This window comes from Oceanihabitans sp. IOP_32, assembly GCF_009498295.1.
GTDB classification, from domain to species: Bacteria; Bacteroidota; Bacteroidia; order Flavobacteriales; family Flavobacteriaceae; genus Wocania; species Wocania indica.
The window spans coordinates 3,257,157-3,274,884 of the sequence record NZ_CP040813.1 but is presented as its reverse complement, the minus strand read 5'-3'; the positions used below and the strand labels follow the sequence as shown (position 1 = coordinate 3,274,884).

Annotated in this window: 19 protein-coding genes; 8 read left to right on the top strand and 11 right to left on the bottom strand. The window is 34.0% G+C overall.

The window, feature by feature from the left end:
• Positions 1–5: 5 nt before the first annotated feature.
• The 5 genes from FEZ18_RS13720 to FEZ18_RS13700 all read right to left on the bottom strand — a co-directional run bounded on the left by FEZ18_RS13720 (position 6) and on the right by FEZ18_RS13700 (position 4,720).
• On the bottom strand, positions 6–959 hold the full coding sequence (locus tag FEZ18_RS13720; protein WP_153268846.1) for a CPBP family intramembrane glutamic endopeptidase: 954 nt from the start codon (positions 957–959) through the stop codon (positions 6–8).
• 204 nt (positions 960–1,163) lie between these two features.
• Positions 1,164–2,210, bottom strand: a complete 1,047-nt coding sequence (locus tag FEZ18_RS13715) for an o-succinylbenzoate synthase (RefSeq protein WP_153268845.1) — start codon at positions 2,208–2,210, stop codon at positions 1,164–1,166.
• 57 nt (positions 2,211–2,267) lie between these two features.
• On the bottom strand, positions 2,268–2,945 hold the full coding sequence (locus FEZ18_RS13710) for a metal-dependent hydrolase (RefSeq protein WP_153268844.1): 678 nt from the start codon (positions 2,943–2,945) through the stop codon (positions 2,268–2,270).
• Positions 2,946–2,977: 32 nt separating this feature from the next.
• Positions 2,978–3,880, bottom strand: a complete 903-nt coding sequence (menA, locus tag FEZ18_RS13705) for a 1,4-dihydroxy-2-naphthoate octaprenyltransferase (RefSeq protein WP_153268843.1) — start codon at positions 3,878–3,880, stop codon at positions 2,978–2,980.
• Complete coding sequence (locus FEZ18_RS13700) at positions 3,881–4,720, bottom strand: 1,4-dihydroxy-2-naphthoyl-CoA synthase (protein ID WP_153268842.1); 840 nt, start codon at positions 4,718–4,720, stop codon at positions 3,881–3,883. It lies immediately after the preceding gene.
• A 54-nt stretch (positions 4,721–4,774) separates the two neighbouring features.
• Between FEZ18_RS13700 and FEZ18_RS13695 the strand changes: the two genes are divergently transcribed.
• Positions 4,775–5,881, top strand: coding sequence for a C1 family peptidase (locus tag FEZ18_RS13695; protein WP_153268841.1), 1,107 nt, complete (start codon positions 4,775–4,777; stop codon positions 5,879–5,881).
• Positions 5,882–6,151: 270 nt separating this feature from the next.
• Here the strand turns inward: FEZ18_RS13695 and ung are convergent, their stop codons facing one another.
• Positions 6,152–6,817, bottom strand: coding sequence for a uracil-DNA glycosylase (gene ung / locus FEZ18_RS13690; RefSeq protein ID WP_153268840.1), 666 nt, complete (start codon positions 6,815–6,817; stop codon positions 6,152–6,154).
• Positions 6,818–6,831: 14 nt separating this feature from the next.
• Complete coding sequence (gene holA, locus FEZ18_RS13685) at positions 6,832–7,836, bottom strand: DNA polymerase III subunit delta (protein WP_153268839.1); 1,005 nt, start codon at positions 7,834–7,836, stop codon at positions 6,832–6,834.
• 106 nt (positions 7,837–7,942) lie between these two features.
• Between holA and FEZ18_RS13680 the strand changes: the two genes are divergently transcribed.
• The 7 genes from FEZ18_RS13680 to FEZ18_RS13650 all read left to right on the top strand — a co-directional run bounded on the left by FEZ18_RS13680 (position 7,943) and on the right by FEZ18_RS13650 (position 14,365).
• A complete protein-coding gene (locus FEZ18_RS13680; protein WP_410505154.1) occupies positions 7,943–8,395 on the top strand; it encodes a type I restriction enzyme HsdR N-terminal domain-containing protein in 453 nt (150 codons plus the stop codon).
• 31 nt (positions 8,396–8,426) lie between these two features.
• Complete coding sequence (locus FEZ18_RS13675; protein WP_153268837.1) at positions 8,427–9,419, top strand: glycosyltransferase family 2 protein; 993 nt, start codon at positions 8,427–8,429, stop codon at positions 9,417–9,419.
• 100 nt (positions 9,420–9,519) lie between these two features.
• Positions 9,520–10,359 carry a flagellar motor protein MotB gene (locus tag FEZ18_RS13670; RefSeq protein ID WP_153268836.1) on the top strand — a complete coding sequence of 280 codons (840 nt, stop codon included), beginning with the start codon at positions 9,520–9,522 and terminating at the stop codon, positions 10,357–10,359.
• Positions 10,360–10,579: 220 nt separating this feature from the next.
• Positions 10,580–11,140: an L-threonylcarbamoyladenylate synthase gene (locus tag FEZ18_RS13665; RefSeq protein ID WP_153268835.1), complete on the top strand. Its 561-nt coding sequence runs from the start codon at positions 10,580–10,582 to the stop codon at positions 11,138–11,140.
• 74 nt (positions 11,141–11,214) lie between these two features.
• The gene (locus FEZ18_RS13660; protein WP_153268834.1) at positions 11,215–12,651 is read left to right on the top strand and encodes a CCA tRNA nucleotidyltransferase; all 1,437 of its coding nucleotides are present in this window, start codon (positions 11,215–11,217) and stop codon (positions 12,649–12,651) included.
• Positions 12,652–12,679: 28 nt separating this feature from the next.
• Positions 12,680–13,702, top strand: a complete 1,023-nt coding sequence (locus tag FEZ18_RS13655; protein WP_153268833.1) for a COX15/CtaA family protein — start codon at positions 12,680–12,682, stop codon at positions 13,700–13,702.
• Between the two features lie 150 nt (positions 13,703–13,852).
• Entirely contained in the window at positions 13,853–14,365 is a 513-nt protein-coding gene (locus FEZ18_RS13650; RefSeq protein ID WP_153268832.1) for an IS1096 element passenger TnpR family protein, read from the top strand.
• On the opposite strand, the gene FEZ18_RS13645 is transcribed toward FEZ18_RS13650, so the two are convergent.
• The 4 genes from FEZ18_RS13645 to FEZ18_RS13630 all read right to left on the bottom strand — a co-directional run bounded on the left by FEZ18_RS13645 (position 14,362) and on the right by FEZ18_RS13630 (position 17,604).
• Positions 14,362–15,432: a hypothetical protein gene (locus FEZ18_RS13645; RefSeq protein ID WP_153268831.1), complete on the bottom strand. Its 1,071-nt coding sequence runs from the start codon at positions 15,430–15,432 to the stop codon at positions 14,362–14,364. The two genes, FEZ18_RS13650 and FEZ18_RS13645, sit on opposite strands and share 4 nt — an antisense overlap.
• A 211-nt stretch (positions 15,433–15,643) precedes the next feature.
• Complete coding sequence (locus FEZ18_RS13640) at positions 15,644–15,835, bottom strand: cold-shock protein (RefSeq protein ID WP_153268830.1); 192 nt, start codon at positions 15,833–15,835, stop codon at positions 15,644–15,646.
• Between the two features lie 193 nt (positions 15,836–16,028).
• Entirely contained in the window at positions 16,029–16,454 is a 426-nt protein-coding gene (locus FEZ18_RS13635) for an OsmC family peroxiredoxin (RefSeq protein WP_153268829.1), read from the bottom strand.
• Between the two features lie 43 nt (positions 16,455–16,497).
• A complete protein-coding gene (locus FEZ18_RS13630; protein ID WP_153268828.1) occupies positions 16,498–17,604 on the bottom strand; it encodes an alkene reductase in 1,107 nt (368 codons plus the stop codon).
• Positions 17,605–17,728: the final 124 nt, after the last annotated feature.

Below are 17,728 nucleotides of genomic sequence, written 5' to 3'. Positions count from 1 at the left end.
TCTCTTCAATCTTTATTAATATCGTTGTTTACTGGTGCAACAACAGCCCCCATTAACTTGTCCTTCCAATTGGTCCAATGGTATTTTCTTGACAAAACAAAAAGCAGTATCGGAAAAATAACAAAAACAGGAACAAAAATCTCCGATAAGGCCATTTCCTGCGGATCACCAATATCTTTTAAAATGGAATCTGTTTGAAATGCTGTCCAATCGGCAGTAACCAATAAGGCAGCAAACAAATTATTGGCGGCATGAAAACCTAAAGCCAATTCTAAACCTTCGTCCATTAGTGTTATAATCCCCAAAAACAAACCCGTGCCAATATAATACACCATAATAACATAACCCAATTTTTGAACTTCTGGATTTGCAATATGCATCATGCCAAAACCTATAGATGTAATTACTAATGCTGCTAATCTGTTTTTAAAAATCACCCCAAAACCCTGCATCAAATACCCACGAAACAAATATTCTTCAAAACTGGTTTGAAGTGGAACGAATAAAATAGCAATAACACATAAGATTAAAAAGGACTGTAATTTAAAATTAAAGACATAGTCTTCTGGATTAAAGAAAAAATAATCGATCAACACAAGACTACTGGTAATACCACCCCAAAGAAAGAAAACAAACCAAAAGCGTTTCCAATCTATTTGTTTTCGAGATGTGGTTAAGTGTGTAAACGATTGATTATGCAATTTTTTGGTGGTTAAAAGCAAACCTATTAAGCCCACAGCAAAAGACAATAGTAGTAAAAACAAAAATAAATTATTACCCATAAGAGCAGCCATTTGCGGTATATCTGTTGGCATTTGGTTAGTACCAAAAGATTTAATTATTATGACAACACCCAAAGGTATCATCCCAACAAACTGCCAGGCAAAAAATATAAAAATAGTCCCTGCTAAATAGCGCCACCAGTCGTGTAATATATTAAATGTTTGCGTGATATACATTCTTAAATTAAGTTTTAAATTAGGTTTCGATCTCTGTTAAAGTTTTAATTTTATTTACAACAATTAGCAATAATATAAATAATCTTTTTGATTTGCGCTATTTATTTCTTGAAGCACGAAGACCCTTTAAGGATTAACAACCCTCTGAGTCTCTAAATTTTAAAAATTCACGGTTTTATTGATTGGAATACTAGGTTTTGTAAATTAAAAGGCTTTCAAGTTTTTTAAATTCCACGGTATGCTTATGTTGTATTCTAAGGTACCATTTTTTACTTGCAAAGGGCTTTCGAAATTATTAGTAAACAGTCCACCTGTACCGAGTCCCTGTGGTAATTTACTTTGTTTGGTATAGGTGTATTGGGCAAGAGCATTAAGTCCCACATTACTCTCCAGTGCACTAGTAATCCACCACCCTATGGTATTGTTTTCTGCTAAGGTTATCCAGGCATCACTTCCTTTAAAACCTCCCACTAAACTAGGTTTTAAAATAATGTATTGCGGCTTTATGGTTTGCAGTAGTTCTTGTTTTTGAGTTTTAGAAAAAACGCCAATTAATTCTTCATCTAAAGCAATAGGCAATGGTGTAACTTCGCATAATCGCGACATAGCTTCAATTTGGCCTTGTTTTATGGGCTGTTCTATGGAATGTAAATCGAAATCAGACAATATTTTTAACTTCTCTAAGGCTTCCTCTTTTGAAAAGGCACCATTGGCATCCACGCGTAATTCTATATCTTGAGATGAAAACTCCTTTCGAATGGATTTGATTAGATTTATTTCCGTTTGAAAATCAATCGCCCCAATTTTCATTTTTATACAATGAAATCCTTCTGAAATTTTATCTTTAATTTGTTGTTTCATAAAGGCCTCCGAACCCATCCAAATTAGGCCGTTTATAGGAATTGAGCCCTTACTTTTGGTAAATTCTGAAGGGAATAATTCGAACATATTTTCGCTTTCTAAAGATTTAAAAGCCATTTCTAAACCAGTTTGAATACTTGGAAATTGAACTAATTCATTTAATAAATCAACTAATCCCAAATGAATATTTTTACAAGTCCATTTTAATTTCTCCTCGTACTCGGGTAGGTCGTCAATACTTAAACCTCGAAAAACACCACATTCTCCAAGACCCTTTTTACCATGGTTTTGCAAAACAATAAACCATGTTTCTTTGGTTTTTAATACACCACGAGATGTACCACTAGGGTGCTTAAAGTTTAAAATATATTTGTGGTAAGTTGCCGTCATGTAGACCTGAAAAATAAAATATTAATGTGGGATTACGGGGTTGTTAAACTAAAGAAATCACAACTCTAAATGTTCTCCAATTTCCAAAAGCATCAAGTCTTTACCACTCTCAAAAAATTTACGTTTGGCCTCTTCATGATCGATTTCAATATAACCAAACGTATCAAAATGACACCCTAGAATTTTATCACATTCTACAAAATCGCTTGCTAAAATGGCATCGTTAATACCCATTGTAAAGTTATCGCCAATGGGTAAAATGGCTAAATCTAATTTGGTGTGAAGTGGGATTAATTTCATATCGAAAGTCAGTGCCGTATCTCCCGCAATGTAAATATTTTTACGTTCACCTTCAATTACAAAACCTCCAGGTTGACCACCGTAAGATCCATCTGGAAAAGATGAAGTATGAATGGCGTTTACGTATTTTACACTGCCAAATTCAAAATCCCAAGTTCCTCCGTGATTCATCGGGTGACCTTCAATACCTAAATTCCCAAAATGGGTAACAATCTCGAAATTAGAAATGATAACGGCATCTGTTCGTTTTGCAATAGCCTCAACATCTAAAATATGATCTTGGTGTGCATGGGTAATTAAAATGTAATCTGCTTTAAGGGTTTCAATGTCAATTTTTTCGGCTTTTGGATTTCCAGAAATAAATGGATCTACCAAAATATGGATATCGTCAATTTGAATACCTAAACAGGCGTGACCATAAAATGTAATTTTCATGAGTATTCTATTTTAACGGAAAAGTACGAAATCTAAAACAAATGCCCAACTCCCATTAAAATGGCTAAAAACACCGTAGTTAGAGCTAATTTTTTTAATTCGGGATCGAGTAATTTAGGGTTTTTATTGGTGTGCACCGCCTTAACATGCTGTAGCAATGGGAAATAAGCTACTATAAAGATTAAATTTAAGGGCGATTTATAATATATAACACCAAACAAAACTGACAAAATTATAGCTGAAACAATAAGTAAAGTATGATATATTTTAACTTTTTTCTGACCAAGTTTTACGGCCAAAGTGTTTTTGTTTGATTTTTCATCTGAAATAATATCACGCATATTATTCAAATTTAGAACCCCCATGCTTAATAAGCCCACAGTAAATGCTGGTAAAAAAACCACAAAATCTATTGTTTTTGTGTACAAAACGTAACCTCCTATGACACTAACTAGACCAAAAAAAATAAATACAAAAACATCTCCTAAGCCTTTATAACCGTATGCATTATCGCCTATGGTATATTTCATCGCGGCAATTACACTTGCCATACCTAAAGCTATAAAAAAAACAGAAAGCCAGATATTCTCAAATCCAAAAGCCACTAATATGAGTGACAGAGCTAGAACAATAGAAACAAAAATATTTATCCTTATGGCTTTAAGCATGGCAGGAGGTGATATTTTCCCACTTTGTATGGCGCGTTCTGGACCAATTCTATTCTGGTTATCGGTACCTTTAATACCATCACCGTAATCGTTTGCTAGATTCGACAATATTTGCAAACTTAAGGTGGTTAGAATGGCCAGCACAAAAATTTGCCAATTAAAGAGTCCTTTTTGTGCCGCTAGACAAGACGCCAAAATAATGCCTGAAACAGATAATGGTAACGTCCTTAAACGCATGGTTGAAATCCAAACAACACTATTTTTCATTTAAGGAATCCATTTTTTTACAAAGTTAGGTTTACGTTTTTCTAGAAATGCATTTCTACCCTCAACGGCCTCTTCGGTCATATAAGCTAAACGTGTAGCCTCACCAGCGAATACTTGTTGTCCCACCATGCCATCGTCTGTTAAATTCATAGCAAACTTTAGCATTTTGATTGAGGTAGGCGATTTTGCTAATATTTCTTGTGCCCATTGGTAAGCGGTATCCTCCAAGTCTTTATGAGGTATAACAGCGTTTACCATACCCATTTCGTAAGCCTCCTGTGCAGCATAATTTCTACCCAAAAAGAAAATTTCGCGTGCTTTTTTCTGACCCACCATTTTTGCTAAATACGCCGAGCCATAGCCACCATCGAAACTCGTCACATCGGCGTCGGTTTGTTTAAAAATAGCGTGTTCTTTACTGGCTAAAGTTAAATCGCAAACCACATGCAAACTATGGCCGCCACCAACTGCCCAACCTGGAACCACGGCGATAACCGCTTTAGGCATAAAACGAATAAGGCGTTGTACTTCTAAAATATTTAAACGGTGGTATCCATCTTCGCCTACATAACCTTGTTTACCCCTTGCCTTTTGATCGCCACCAGAACAAAAACTCCAAACTCCATCTTTGGTCGATGGGCCTTCGGCAGATAACAAAACGACACCAATATTAACATCTTCATTAGCATCGTAAAAAGCGTCGTATAATTCACTAGTTGTTTTTGGTCGGAATGCATTTCTAACATTAGGTCTGTTAAACGCAATTCTTGCGACCCCATTACATTTCTTATAGGTAATGTCTTCGTATTCTTTTGCGGTTTCCCACTTTGGTTGCTCCATTTTTTATATTTTAGTCAAAAATAAATCATATTTAATTAAAACACTTGTTTCAGCATGAAAAATAGTATTACAACTTTTATTTTAGCTTTAGTTTCTTTAGTGAGCTTTTCGCAACCTTATGAATTTGAAGTGGTAACCGATTTAGAAACCACGAATGTTATAAGTCAAGGCGAAACAGGAACCTGTTGGAGTTTTGCGACTTCATCGTTTCTAGAGAGTGAAATTATGCGTAAAACGGGTAAAACCATTGATTTATCTGAGATGTACAATGTGCGCAATACCTACCCTAAAAAAGCATGGAATTATATCATGCGACAAGGTAAAGCGCAATTTAGCGAAGGCGGATTGGCACACGATGTAATTAATAGTGTGGCCCATTATGGCTTAGTTCCCGAGTCTGTTTATTCTGGTTTAGAGGTTGAAAACTCAAAGCACAATCACGCCGAGATGATTGCCGTTTTAAAAGGCTTATTAGACGTTTATATTGAAAAACCCGCAAAACAGCTATCTCCAAAATGGAAAGAAGTTACAGAAAACATCTTGGACATTTACCTAGGTAAAACTTTAACAACCTTTAATTATAATGGAGTTGAATATACGCCGCATTCCTTTTTGGAAATGACTCAAATACATCCAGAAGATTATATTACCATAACTTCATTTACGCACCAGCCATTTAATGCGTCTTTTATTTTAAACATACCAGACAATTTTTCTAATGGTTCATTTTTAAATGTTAAACTTGAAGATTTAGTCGATATAACAAACAACGCCATTAAAGCGGGTTATACGATTGCTTTAGATTGTGATGTGAGTGAAAAATCATTCTCTGCCAAGCACGGTATCGCAGTAATACCAGAAGATGATAAAAAAATAGAAGAAGCCTTAACAAACGTACTACCAGAAAAAGAGATTACCCAAGCCTTAAGGCAACTGGAATTTGAAAATTACAACACCACAGACGACCATCTTATGCATATTACAGGTATGTTAAAGGATCAAAATGGCACGACCTATTATAAAGTTAAAAATTCTTGGGGAACCAACTCAGACCGCATATCAAACAACGGTTATATTTATATGAGTGAAGCCTATTTTAAACTAAAAACCATTTCTATAATGGTACATAAAGACATGATTCCCAAAAAACTAATTAATTAAAATAGTTTTAAGATATTGGCGTTTGTGCTATTTTATTTATTATGTTTGGAGCGTGATTAAACAATAAGCACAAAACCCCAATAGTCATGTTAAAAATTATTACCATAGCTGTACTTATTTTAGTAGCATTTAATTTTTTGTTACTAATTTTTAGCTGCAATAGCAACAAGAACACGAAAACTTGATAAAAGCAATAGCTCTTCCGTAGGGCTATTGCTTTTTTTCTGAACTTAACAAAGGTTTATGCCAACAATAAAAAGTTGTAGTGCATTACCAATCTATGGCTACTAACCCTTCTTGCTCCAGCAACTTATTTGCTGTACTAAAGTGTTTATTGCCAAACCAATGTCCTCGATTGGCGCTTAATGGTGAGGGGTGTCCAGACGTTAAGATATGATGTTTTTCTTGGTCTATAAGTTTTCCTTTTTGCTTAGCAAAACCACCCCATAACAAAAAAACAACACCTGTCTTGTAATCGTTAATGAGTTTAATGACATTATCGGTAAAATTTTCCCAACCTTTTTTTTGATGACTTCCAGCTTGATGTGCTCTTACGGTTAAGGTGGCATTTAACAATAACACACCTTGATTCGCCCAGTGTTTTAAATTACCAGTTTTAGGATAGGCTTTACCAATATCTGTTTCAATCTCTTTAAAAATATTAACTAAAGACGGAGGGTGTTTAACAGTGTCGTTAACCGAAAAACTCAAACCGTGGGCTTGCCCCAAACCATGATAGGGGTCTTGACCAATTATAACCACTTTTACATCTTCAAAATGGCAATAATTAAAGGCGTTAAAAATTTGATTCTTAGGAGGAAAACAGGTTTTGTTTTTGTATTCGGTCGTAATAAAGTTGGATAAGTTTTTAAAATAGGGTTTATTAAATTCTGACTGCAAATAAGGTTTCCAACTATCGTGCAATTCTAATATCATTTTTATAGTACAATTTAAGACAAAATTTTAACCAATAATTCTTTAAGTAAATCGCCTTGCGGAACGGCATTACTGCCAACTCCTTTGCTTTTAACATCAAATGTTCTCAAAGTCGAAACAATCTCACTTACTTTTCGCATCGGATAATGTCGAGCGGCCGTAACATAATCGTTAACAAAATAAGGATTAACTTTTAATGCCGAGGCGACACTTCGCGGCGATTTATCTTTTAAACCATGAAAATGCAATAATTGAGAAAAAAAACTAAACAATAAAGACACGGTAACTACCATGGGGTTATCCTTGGGGTTTTCACTAAAATATTTAATTATTTGAAACGCCTTTACAGTATCTTTTTCTCCAATAGCCTTACGAAGTTCAAAATTATTAAAATCCTTACTTATACCAATGTTCTCCTCAATATGCTCTGGCGAAATTTGAGTTCCAGCCGGAAGAATAATTTGAAGTTTCTCCAATTCGTTACTAATTTTACTTAAATCAGTTCCTAAAAACTCAACCAACATCTGTGCGGCTTTTGGAGAAATGGTGTATTTTTTTGATGCTAAAACACGACGAACCCACTCTCCTACTTGATTTTCGTAAAGTTTTTTACTCTCGTATACAACCCCTACTTTTTTTACAGCCTTATATAAAGCCTTGCGTTTATCAATTTTTTTGTATTTATAATTTACTACTAAAACTGTAGTAGGCTGATAATTATTTACATACTCTACTAATTTTTCAATACTACGAGATAAATCTTGGGCTTCTTTAATAATAAGCACTTGATATTCTGCCATCATGGGGTAGCGCTTAGCATTTCCAATAATATCATCGATAGAGATATCTCGTCCATACAAAACCGTTTGATTAAACCCCTTTTCTTCTTCCAAAAGAACATTGTTTTCAATAAAATCTGAAATTTTATCAATATAATAAGGCTCTTCACCCATTAAAAAATAAATAGGTTTCAGGTTCTTTTTCTTAATATCGGTTACTAATTGTTTAACTTCGTCCAAATCGTTGTAAAATTCAATTTATAAATTCCAAATTCCAAGAATATAAGATTGGTTTTTGGTTTTTGATGAATGTAGCTTAACTTTGAAAAATAATAAATTCTCGGCATTGCAAGCACTCAATTTTCCCAAGTTTTCGTTTCGTCTCAAAAGTAGCGAAAATATTATATCTATTTTCGATTGTATTCGCAAAAAGTTTGTGGTTTTACAACCAGAGGAATGGGTACGCCAACACTGCATCCAGTATCTCATTAAAGTTAAAGGCTATCCAAAATCTTTAATAAATGTTGAAAAAGAATTGATTGTTAATACGTTAAAGAAACGATACGATATCGTGATTTTTAATTCCAATGGCAGTATTCACTTAATTGTAGAGTGCAAAGCTCCATCCATTACCATTAATCAAAATACTTTCGATCAAATTGCACAGTATAATTTGGTTCTAAATGCGAGTTATTTAATGGTTACCAACGGATTAAATCATTATTATTGTCAAATGGATTTTAAAAATGAACGCTACAATTTTTTAAAAGAAATACCCAATTACAAGAGGTCATTGTGACCAAAGTAAAAATTAACTCAAAAAATTTAGATTGAAATTAGCCATTGTTATATTAAATTGGAACGGAAGACAACTCTTAGAACAGTTTTTACCATCGGTTATAACCTATTCTTCAAGTGAAGCTCAAATTTATGTTGCAGATAATGCCTCCACAGACGATTCTGTGAATTATATAAAAGAAACATTTCCTTCAGTTAAAATAATTCAGAATCAAATAAACGGCGGATATGCAAAGGGGTATAATGATGCTTTAAAACATATTGAAGCCGATGTTTTTTGCTTACTAAATAGTGATGTTGAAGTTACAGAAAACTGGCTTAAACCAATTGTAAATGTTTTTAAAAATGAAGAAAACACTGCTATTATTCAACCTAAAATTTTAGATTTTCACAACAGGGCGTATTTCGAATACGCTGGTGCTGCAGGTGGCTTTATTGATAAATTTGGATACCCTTATTGCCGAGGTCGTATTTTTAATACCATCGAAAGAGATACGGGCCAGTACAATGATGAGCTTGAGATTTTTTGGGCTTCCGGGGCGTGTTTATTTATAAGAAGTCATGTTTTTAAAACCTTAAAGGGGTTCGATGAAGCCTTTTTTGCGCACATGGAAGAAATAGACCTGTGTTGGCGTGCTAAAAACTTAGGGTATACCGTTAAATATACTGGAGCATCTAAAGTCTATCATGTTGGTGGCGCAACTTTGAGCACCCTTAATCCGAAAAAAACATTCTTAAACTTTAGAAACAGCCTATTTACGCTTACAAAGAACGCTCGGGGTAACCTATTCTTATTAATCATAATTCGGCTACTACTCGATGGCATGGCCAGTGTAAAGTTCTTGTTAGCGTTTAAGGCTAAACACAGTCTTGCCATATTAAAAGCACATTTTAGTTATTATAAACATTTACCACAATTACTTAAGCAGCGAAAAAACTTAAATCAAAATATAAAACACTACCAAAAAACATCTGTAGTGATGGCATATTTCGTATATAAACAGTGTCACTACAAACGTTTATAGCTAAATAGCAAAAATTATGTTAACAATTATGCATTCATTGGTTTTTTACCTATGTTTGCTATTACAACAAATTCTAAAAAAAATTAATCCATCACTAATTATGAAAAAAGTATTTTTACTTAGTTTATTTACCGTCTTTTTATTAAGCTCATGTGTCTCTAAAAAACAATTCACAGATTTACAAGCTAAAGAAAAAGAAGCTCAAGATTTATTAAACTCTGCAACAGTTAAGCTAAATGCTTGCTTAGAAGAAAGAGCGGCAGTAACGGCGAGAGCAACAGCTTTAGAAGAGCAAATTGCAGATTTACGTAAAAGTAACGACAACTTACAATTCTTATCTGCTAAAGGTGCAAGTAGTATTGAAAAAACACTTGAGAGCATTAGAGAGAAAGAACTTAAAATTACGCGTTTACAAGATGCTATCACCAAAAAAGATAGTGTAACCTTGGCGTTAGTAACAAGCCTTAAACGTGAAGTTGGTATAAACGATCCAGACATTGAAATTAATGTAGAAAAAGGTGTTGTTTATATTTCTATCTCTGATAAATTGTTGTTTAAAAATGCTAGCTATAACGTAACTGCTAAGGCTCAAGAGGTACTAGCGAAAGTTGCTAAAGTAATTAACAGTAAGCCAGAATTTGAAGCGATGATTGAAGGTCACACAGACAGTAGATCTTTCCAAAGAGGTGTGCTTTTAGATAACTGGGATTTAAGTGTTAAGCGTTCTACATCGGTTATTCGTGAATTACAAAAACTTGGTGTAAATCCAACACAACTAGTTGCTGCTGGTCGTAGCTCCTATGTTCCTGTAGCAGATAACGATACTGCTGAAAACAGAGCAAAAAACAGACGTACACGTGTTGTTTTATTACCTAAAATCGATCAGTTCTACGCCTTGATTGAAACAGAAATGAAAAATTTAGAAGCTGGCGGAAACTAATTAGCTTCAAATACATATTTAAAAAGCCTGGTCGAAAGACCGGGCTTTTCTTTTTTACAGTGCCAACTAGCGCAAAGTTTTTAAAAAATTTAGCATACCCCTTCTTAATTTAAGGTATCTAGGTTTATTAATAAAAAACAAAAAAATATTCAAATAAAATCTTGCGATAATAAGGCAAAGCAAATTATTTCAAATGCTTTACAATTATTATTTTTACAGCATGAAAAAAGAAATCGATCAAACTTTAACATCTTTAAAGAATGGAAATACCATACTTTATCCCACAGATACTGTTTGGGGTCTTGGCTGCGATGCCACTAACGCGAAAGCAGTTTCTAAAATATATAAGATTAAAAAACGTATTGAAAGTAAAGCTTTAATTTGTTTAGTTTCTAGTTTGGAGATGCTTAAAACCTACATAAGTGACGTTCCTAAACATGCTGTAGATTTTTTAAAGACGACTACCAAACCAACTACTATTATTTACGAAAATCCGCGTTTAATTGCCGAAAACTTAATTGCATCAGACAATACCTTGGCCATTAGAATTGTTAATACGGGGTTTGCACACGAGTTAATTAAAGCGTTTAATAAACCAATTGTTTCTACATCGGCAAACATAAGCGGTTATCCCACCCCTAAATCCTTTAAAGAAATACACCCAGACATTTTAAAACAAGTAGACTATATTGTAAATTTGCATAACGAAAAAATCGATCCCCAGCCTTCAACAATTATTAAGATATTGAAGGATGGAACCATAGAAACAATAAGACCATAAAACTTCTATATTTAATTGCTAACTCAACATTTTTTACCTCAAAAGTTGGCATTTAATTATCGAAATTAAAGCTCATGAACTACAAAAATGCCTTAAATCATCCTGTTTTTAACATAATTTCGAAATCTGCCGAACAATTACAAGTAGATTGCTACGTAATTGGTGGTTTTGTTCGCGATTATATTTTAAATCGTGGTGATGCAAAAGATATTGATATTGTCGCTATTGGTAGCGGTATTGAACTGGCTAAACAAGTTGCTAAAAACTTACCGAATAAGCCAAAAGTACAAATATTTAAAACCTACGGCACAGCCATGTTACGTTATGACGATATAGAGATAGAATTTGTTGGCGCCCGCAAAGAATCTTATAGCGAAAACAGTAGGAATCCTGTTGTAGAACATGGCACTTTAAAAGACGATCAAAATAGACGTGATTTCACAATAAACGCTTTGGCTTTAGATTTAAACAAAGATAAACTGGGCGATTTATTGGATCCCTTTAATGGCATAGCCGATTTAAAAAATCAAATAATTAGAACGCCTTTAAATCCAGATATCACATATAGTGACGATCCTTTAAGAATGCTTCGAGCAATAAGGTTTTCTTCACAGCTTAATTTTAAAATTGATGAGGCTTCCTTAAAATCTATAACAAAAAATTGCCACCGCATTAAAATTATCACCAATGAGCGCATTGTTGTAGAACTTCATAAAATTCTTGAAAGCGACACCCCATCAATTGGATTTTTACTTTTAGAACAAACGGGGTTATTAGAGTATATTTTACCAGAGCTAACGGCCTTAAAGGGTATCGATGAGGTCGATGGTCAACGCCATAAAGATAATTTCTATCACACTTTAGAGGTTGTAGATAATATCGCTAAATACACCGATAACTTATGGTTACGCTGGGCCGCTTTATTGCATGATATTGGTAAAGCACCAACTAAAAAATTTGATAAAAAAGTTGGTTGGACCTTTCACGCCCACGAATTTGTAGGATCAAAGATGGTTTATCAAATTTTTAAAAGACTTAAAATGCCATTAAATGATAAAATGAAGTTTGTACAAAAAATGGTGTTTATGAGTTCTAGACCTATAGCCCTAGCCCAAGATGTGACCGATGCTGCTGTGCGCCGTTTAGTGTTTGATGCTGGAGATTACATCGATGACTTGATGACGCTTTGCGAAGCCGATATCACCACCAAAAATCCTAAAAAGTACAAGAAATACCATAATAATTTTAAACAGGTACGCGATAAAATTATTGAAGTGGAAGCACGAGATCAGGTGCGAAATTTTCAACCTCCAATTTCTGGAGAAGAAATCATGGAAACATTCAACTTAAAGCCTTCTCGTGAAGTGGGTATTATTAAAGAGACTATAAAAGAGGCCATTTTAGAAGGCGATATTCCAAACGACTATAACGCGGCTCATAAATTAATGCTAAAAGAAGGCGAGCGCTTGGGTTTAGTGAAAAGTGTAACCAATAAGGTTAAAAGTGAATAGTGAAAAGTGAAAATTTAATTCTATACTTGTGAAAAATCAACAAAAAGATAATAAAAGCGTCATTTATTGGCTGCTAACAGGATGCGCGCTCCTCTTTATAATGGTTTTAGTAGGTGGCATTACTAGACTTACCGATTCTGGATTATCTATGTCTAACTACAAACTAATAACCGGAACTATTCCCCCATTAAATGACGCCGAGTGGCAAGACGCTTTCGAATTGTATAAACAATACCCTGAATATCAAAAATTACACTCTCATTTTACGCTCGAAGACTTTAAGAGTATTTATTTCTGGGAGTGGTTACATAGAGTTTTAGGCAGGCTAATTGGTTTGGTATTTATTATTCCTTTTATTTACTTTCTGGTCACTAAAAAACTTACAAAACAGACAATTAAAAAGTGTTTGGTTTTATTAGTACTTGGTGCCTTTCAAGGCTTCTTAGGTTGGTATATGGTTAAAAGTGGTTTAGTAGACATCCCCCATGTTAGTCACTACAGATTAGCGGCACACCTAACCACGGCGTTTCTAACTTTTGCCGCGACATTATGGGTTGCTCTCGATTTAATTTACCCTAAAAATAAACCTCGAAATATTAGATTTAGAAACCTTATTATTGTGAGCTACCTTATTCTTATTGTGCAAATTGTTTATGGAGCTTTTGTTGCTGGCCTAAAAGCGGGCTTGATACATAATCACTGGCCATTAATGAACGAAGGCAAATTTATGCATTACACCGTTCATATTCTCGATCCGTTTTATAAAAACCTTATTGAGAACCCTAGTGGTATTCAATTTGTTCACAGAATTTTAGCCTATATTGTGGTTGTTTCTATTGTAATATTATGGTTAAAAGCACGAAAAATGGAGCTTACAAGACTTCAAACAAAAAGTATTAACGCCTTATTAATCTTAGTAGGTTTTCAATTTCTATTGGGCGTTTTAACCATTTTGTATGCTGTTCCGCTTTGGCTGGGGATAGCGCATCAAATCGGTGCTTTTTTCTTATTGAGTGCGATGACATTTACCTTGCATCGTTTTAGTAAATAATACAAAAAAACCTACCTTTGCAAACCTATTTTAATACTGCCAAAGCAGCATGCTTTTTAGATATGTTATGAAATTACAGACTGCCCGAGCTACCTTACAAATAGGAAAAAGAAAATAACTATTCCTTTAAGAATAAATTTTAATAATGCTATGATTTACAGATTTAGAGTTATACTTGATAATGACACCAAAGATGATATTTTTCGTGATTTAGAAATTAAACAAACCGATACACTTGAGGATTTGCACAACATAATCACGCAATCTTTTGGTTTTGACGGCTCTGAGATGGCATCGTTTTATTTAAGTAACGATCTTTGGGAACAAGGTGAAGAAATTTCTTTATTCGATTTAAGTGAAAATGGTTCTGCGCGTTTAATGCATGAAACTAGTCTTGATAGCGTTGTGCACCGCGAGCAAACTAAACTAATTTATGTTTACGATTTTTTAAGCTTGTGGACTTTTTACGTTGAACTTGCAGAAATTGTTGAAGAAACCGAGGGACACGACTACCCCAACCTGTTGTTTGTTCAAGGACAGGTGCCAGATCAAGCTCCAGAAAAATTATTTGAAGCAGATCAAGAGAATAATTTTGATGAATTTGAGGACGGCCTAGATCTGGACGATTACGATAATTTAGATTTTGATGAAAATTGGAATTAACCTTTAAGCTTTAATCTATTAAGGCTTACATCGTCGTAGTTGCGAACCATAAACTCTAAAGCTGCTTTAAGGATTTCGCCCATATTTCTGGCCCGCTTAAACTTAATATCTTGAGTGTATTCGAAAATCGTCATTTTAAGTTGCTCGATGTTTTCTTCTGTAGAGATAGAATCGTTAACCATGCAATCTAAAAGCTTATCTACTCTTACATGATAACTTTTTAAACGTTTTACTAAAATAGAACGCTCTTCAATTTTATATTGGTCTATCGAGAGTTTTTGGAAAGTTTTCGATACCAATTCGACCATCTTATAATTTTCTTTAAAAAATTGTGGTCTGTAGATATTAAATTTTCCCTCGTAACATTGTTGGTCGAAATCTATGGCTCTAATTTTGTAAACCACATGATCGAAATCGTGTGTGGGCACAATAACGTAATTATAAGATCGCATATCACCTAAGAGTCTAATCATACAGCGCTCGTTAAATTTAACGAACTCTTTGGCGATTTGAGATTTTTCAGATTTACTGCAATTGGGTAACATTTTTTCAATAAACTCATCGCCCGGTATTCCCGCAATATGCTCTTCAATTAAAGTGTTTTTATAGACGAGAAAATTCAAATTATAGGGAGATAACATGTGCTCTAACTCTAAACCATATATACGCGAGGCATCTGCAGTTTTTACGTAGAAATACGTGTAATTATCGTTCAAAATATTTCTCACCTTCACTCTAAAGGGTTTTGAATTTCCAAAAGTGCAAAAATCGATTGAGTCTACATTTAAAAACGGAATGGTATCCTCATTACCATCAGAGTGTAAGATGGTGTAAACTTTTTTTAGGGATAAATCTATTTCTTCTCGCTCAAAATCATTGTAATACACACGAATCCACAAAGTATCGTTATCATCCTTGTCGTACACAACAATAGACCCCTGAAAACGCAGTAAGTCATCATAGAAAATAGGAATTTCTATATTTCTATTATACCGTGTTAGGTAAGCATCTAATTGTTCTGAGATTGGAAAAGATGGCTTTTTTAATGATATTTTTAAATCTTGCATGTATTATAGATTTAATCAAATTTAAAGCTTTTATTTATAATCTGATAACAAAACAAGTTGAATATCGCCAAATTTAATGTACAAATCGGCAGAAAAAACTAGAAAAGCATGAACACCTTAAAATTATTTTGACCAAATTTTTACTTACCATACAAAAAAAGTCTACCACACTAGTGATAGACTTTTTTTAAAAACTTGAAAATATATAAATTTAGATAACTTTTACGTTTACTGCATTTAATCCTTTGTTTCCTTCTTGTAAATCAAATTCAACTTGGTCACCTTCACGAATTTCGTCAACTAATCCTGAAATGTGTACAAAATGATCTTTGTCTACACCTTCTTCAGTGATAAAACCAAATCCTTTTGTGTCGTTGAAAAATTTTACTGTTCCTTTGTTCATAATAATGTAATTGTAATTAATATTTGAATGCGCAAAGCTAACGCCAAATAAATCATAAAACACTATAAAAATTAAAAATCTTTTAAAAAATTTTAAAAAGTCTTAACTATTTTTGTGTTTTTCGCAAGTCTTAACGCTAGATTGGCCTATAAATACTGTCTTAAGAGCATAATAGAAAATACCATTACAACCATTATAAAGTTTTTAAAAGAACATTTAACTCAATTTCTGTGCTTAATAGTTTGGAAATTGGGCAAACTTCTTTGGCTTTTTGAGCTATTTCATTAAACTGTGTCGACTCAATATTTGGTACAACGCCCTCTAGATTCAATCGAATTTTTGTAATCGCTCCATCTTGGAAATCAACCGAGGCATCTACCTGTAATGTTGTGGCAGTAAAACCTTCTTCGTTTAACAAGAAGCTTAACTGCATGGCAAAACAACCTGCATGGGCTGCTCCTACCAACTCTTCTGGGTTTGTGCCTTTCTCTCCGTCTTCAAATCTAGTATGAAAGGAATATGATGTTTTCTCTAGAACTTTACTTCCTGTAGTTAGATTGCCTTTACCGTCTTTGCCGCTACCTTTCCACTCTGCACTTGCTTTTCTTGTGAATTTCATGATTATATGTTTTAAATTTAATACGCTATTTCAATTTACGAGTTTATTCTTTACTGTACTCCAAGGCCATGGGATAATCGGTATATCCCTTTGATCCTGTGGTGTAGAAGGTTTCTTGATCCCATTCTGATAGTTTTAAATTATTCTCAAAACGCTCTACTAAATCGGGGTTAGATATGTAGGGTTTTCCATAGGCGACTAAATCGGCATAACCATCTTCTAAAATTTTATTTCCTTTTTCTTGATCAAAATCTCCGTTAATCATGAGAGTACCATTATACAAAGGACGAAAATGTTTAGCGATTTCTGTAACGGCATAGGGCACCTCAGAAACGTCTGTAAAGGGCTCAGAAAGGTGCAGGTAGGCCAAATTATAATCGTTTAACCTTTTAACCATATATTCAAAAGTTGGAATGGTGTTTTCATTTACCGTGATTCCAAACAAACCATGTAAAGATGGGTTAAAGCGCAAACCAATTTTTTCCTCTGAAACAACTTGTTTAACCGCCTCAAGGACTTCGAAAAGGAAACGGGTTTTATTTTCTACTGATCCGCCATAATCATCTGTTCTTTTATTAGAACAATCACTAAAAAACTGATGGAACAAATACCCGTTTGAGGAATGAATTTCAACACCGTCAAAACCAGCTTTTATGGCGTTTTCTGCGGCTTTTTGAAAATCTTTAACCGTAGTTTTTATGTCATTTACAGTCATTTCTTTGGGCGTCACAGTGTCTTTAAATCCTTGTGGGGTAAAAGATTTGGCGTTTGGATTTATAGCTGAAGCCGATAAGGGCAATGCCCCGTTATGAAAATCGGGATGAGAAATGCGTCCAACATGCCATAGCTGAATAAAAATTTTACCTCCGTTATCGTGTACTCGTTTTGTAACTTTTTTCCAGCCTTCAACTTGAGCATCTGAATATATACCTGGGGTATGAATATAACCAACGGCACGTTTAGATACTTGAGAGCCCTCGGTAATAATTAACCCTGCAGATGCGCGTTGTTCGTAGTAAAGGCCGTGTAAATCGTTTGTAGGCACATTCCCGTCATTATTGGCTCTACTGCGAGTCATGGGTGCCATAACAACTCTATTTTTTAAATTAAGGTTATTTGTATAAGGTGTTAATAGTGGTTGTTTACTCATCGAAATTTATTTTGTAGTTTAAGATATAACAAATTTAGATGACTTTCAGACCAATTCCATGTTGAACCCCTAAAATTAATGAAGCTTTAACATTTAATTTTTAAAAAGTAGAAAGATATGTTTA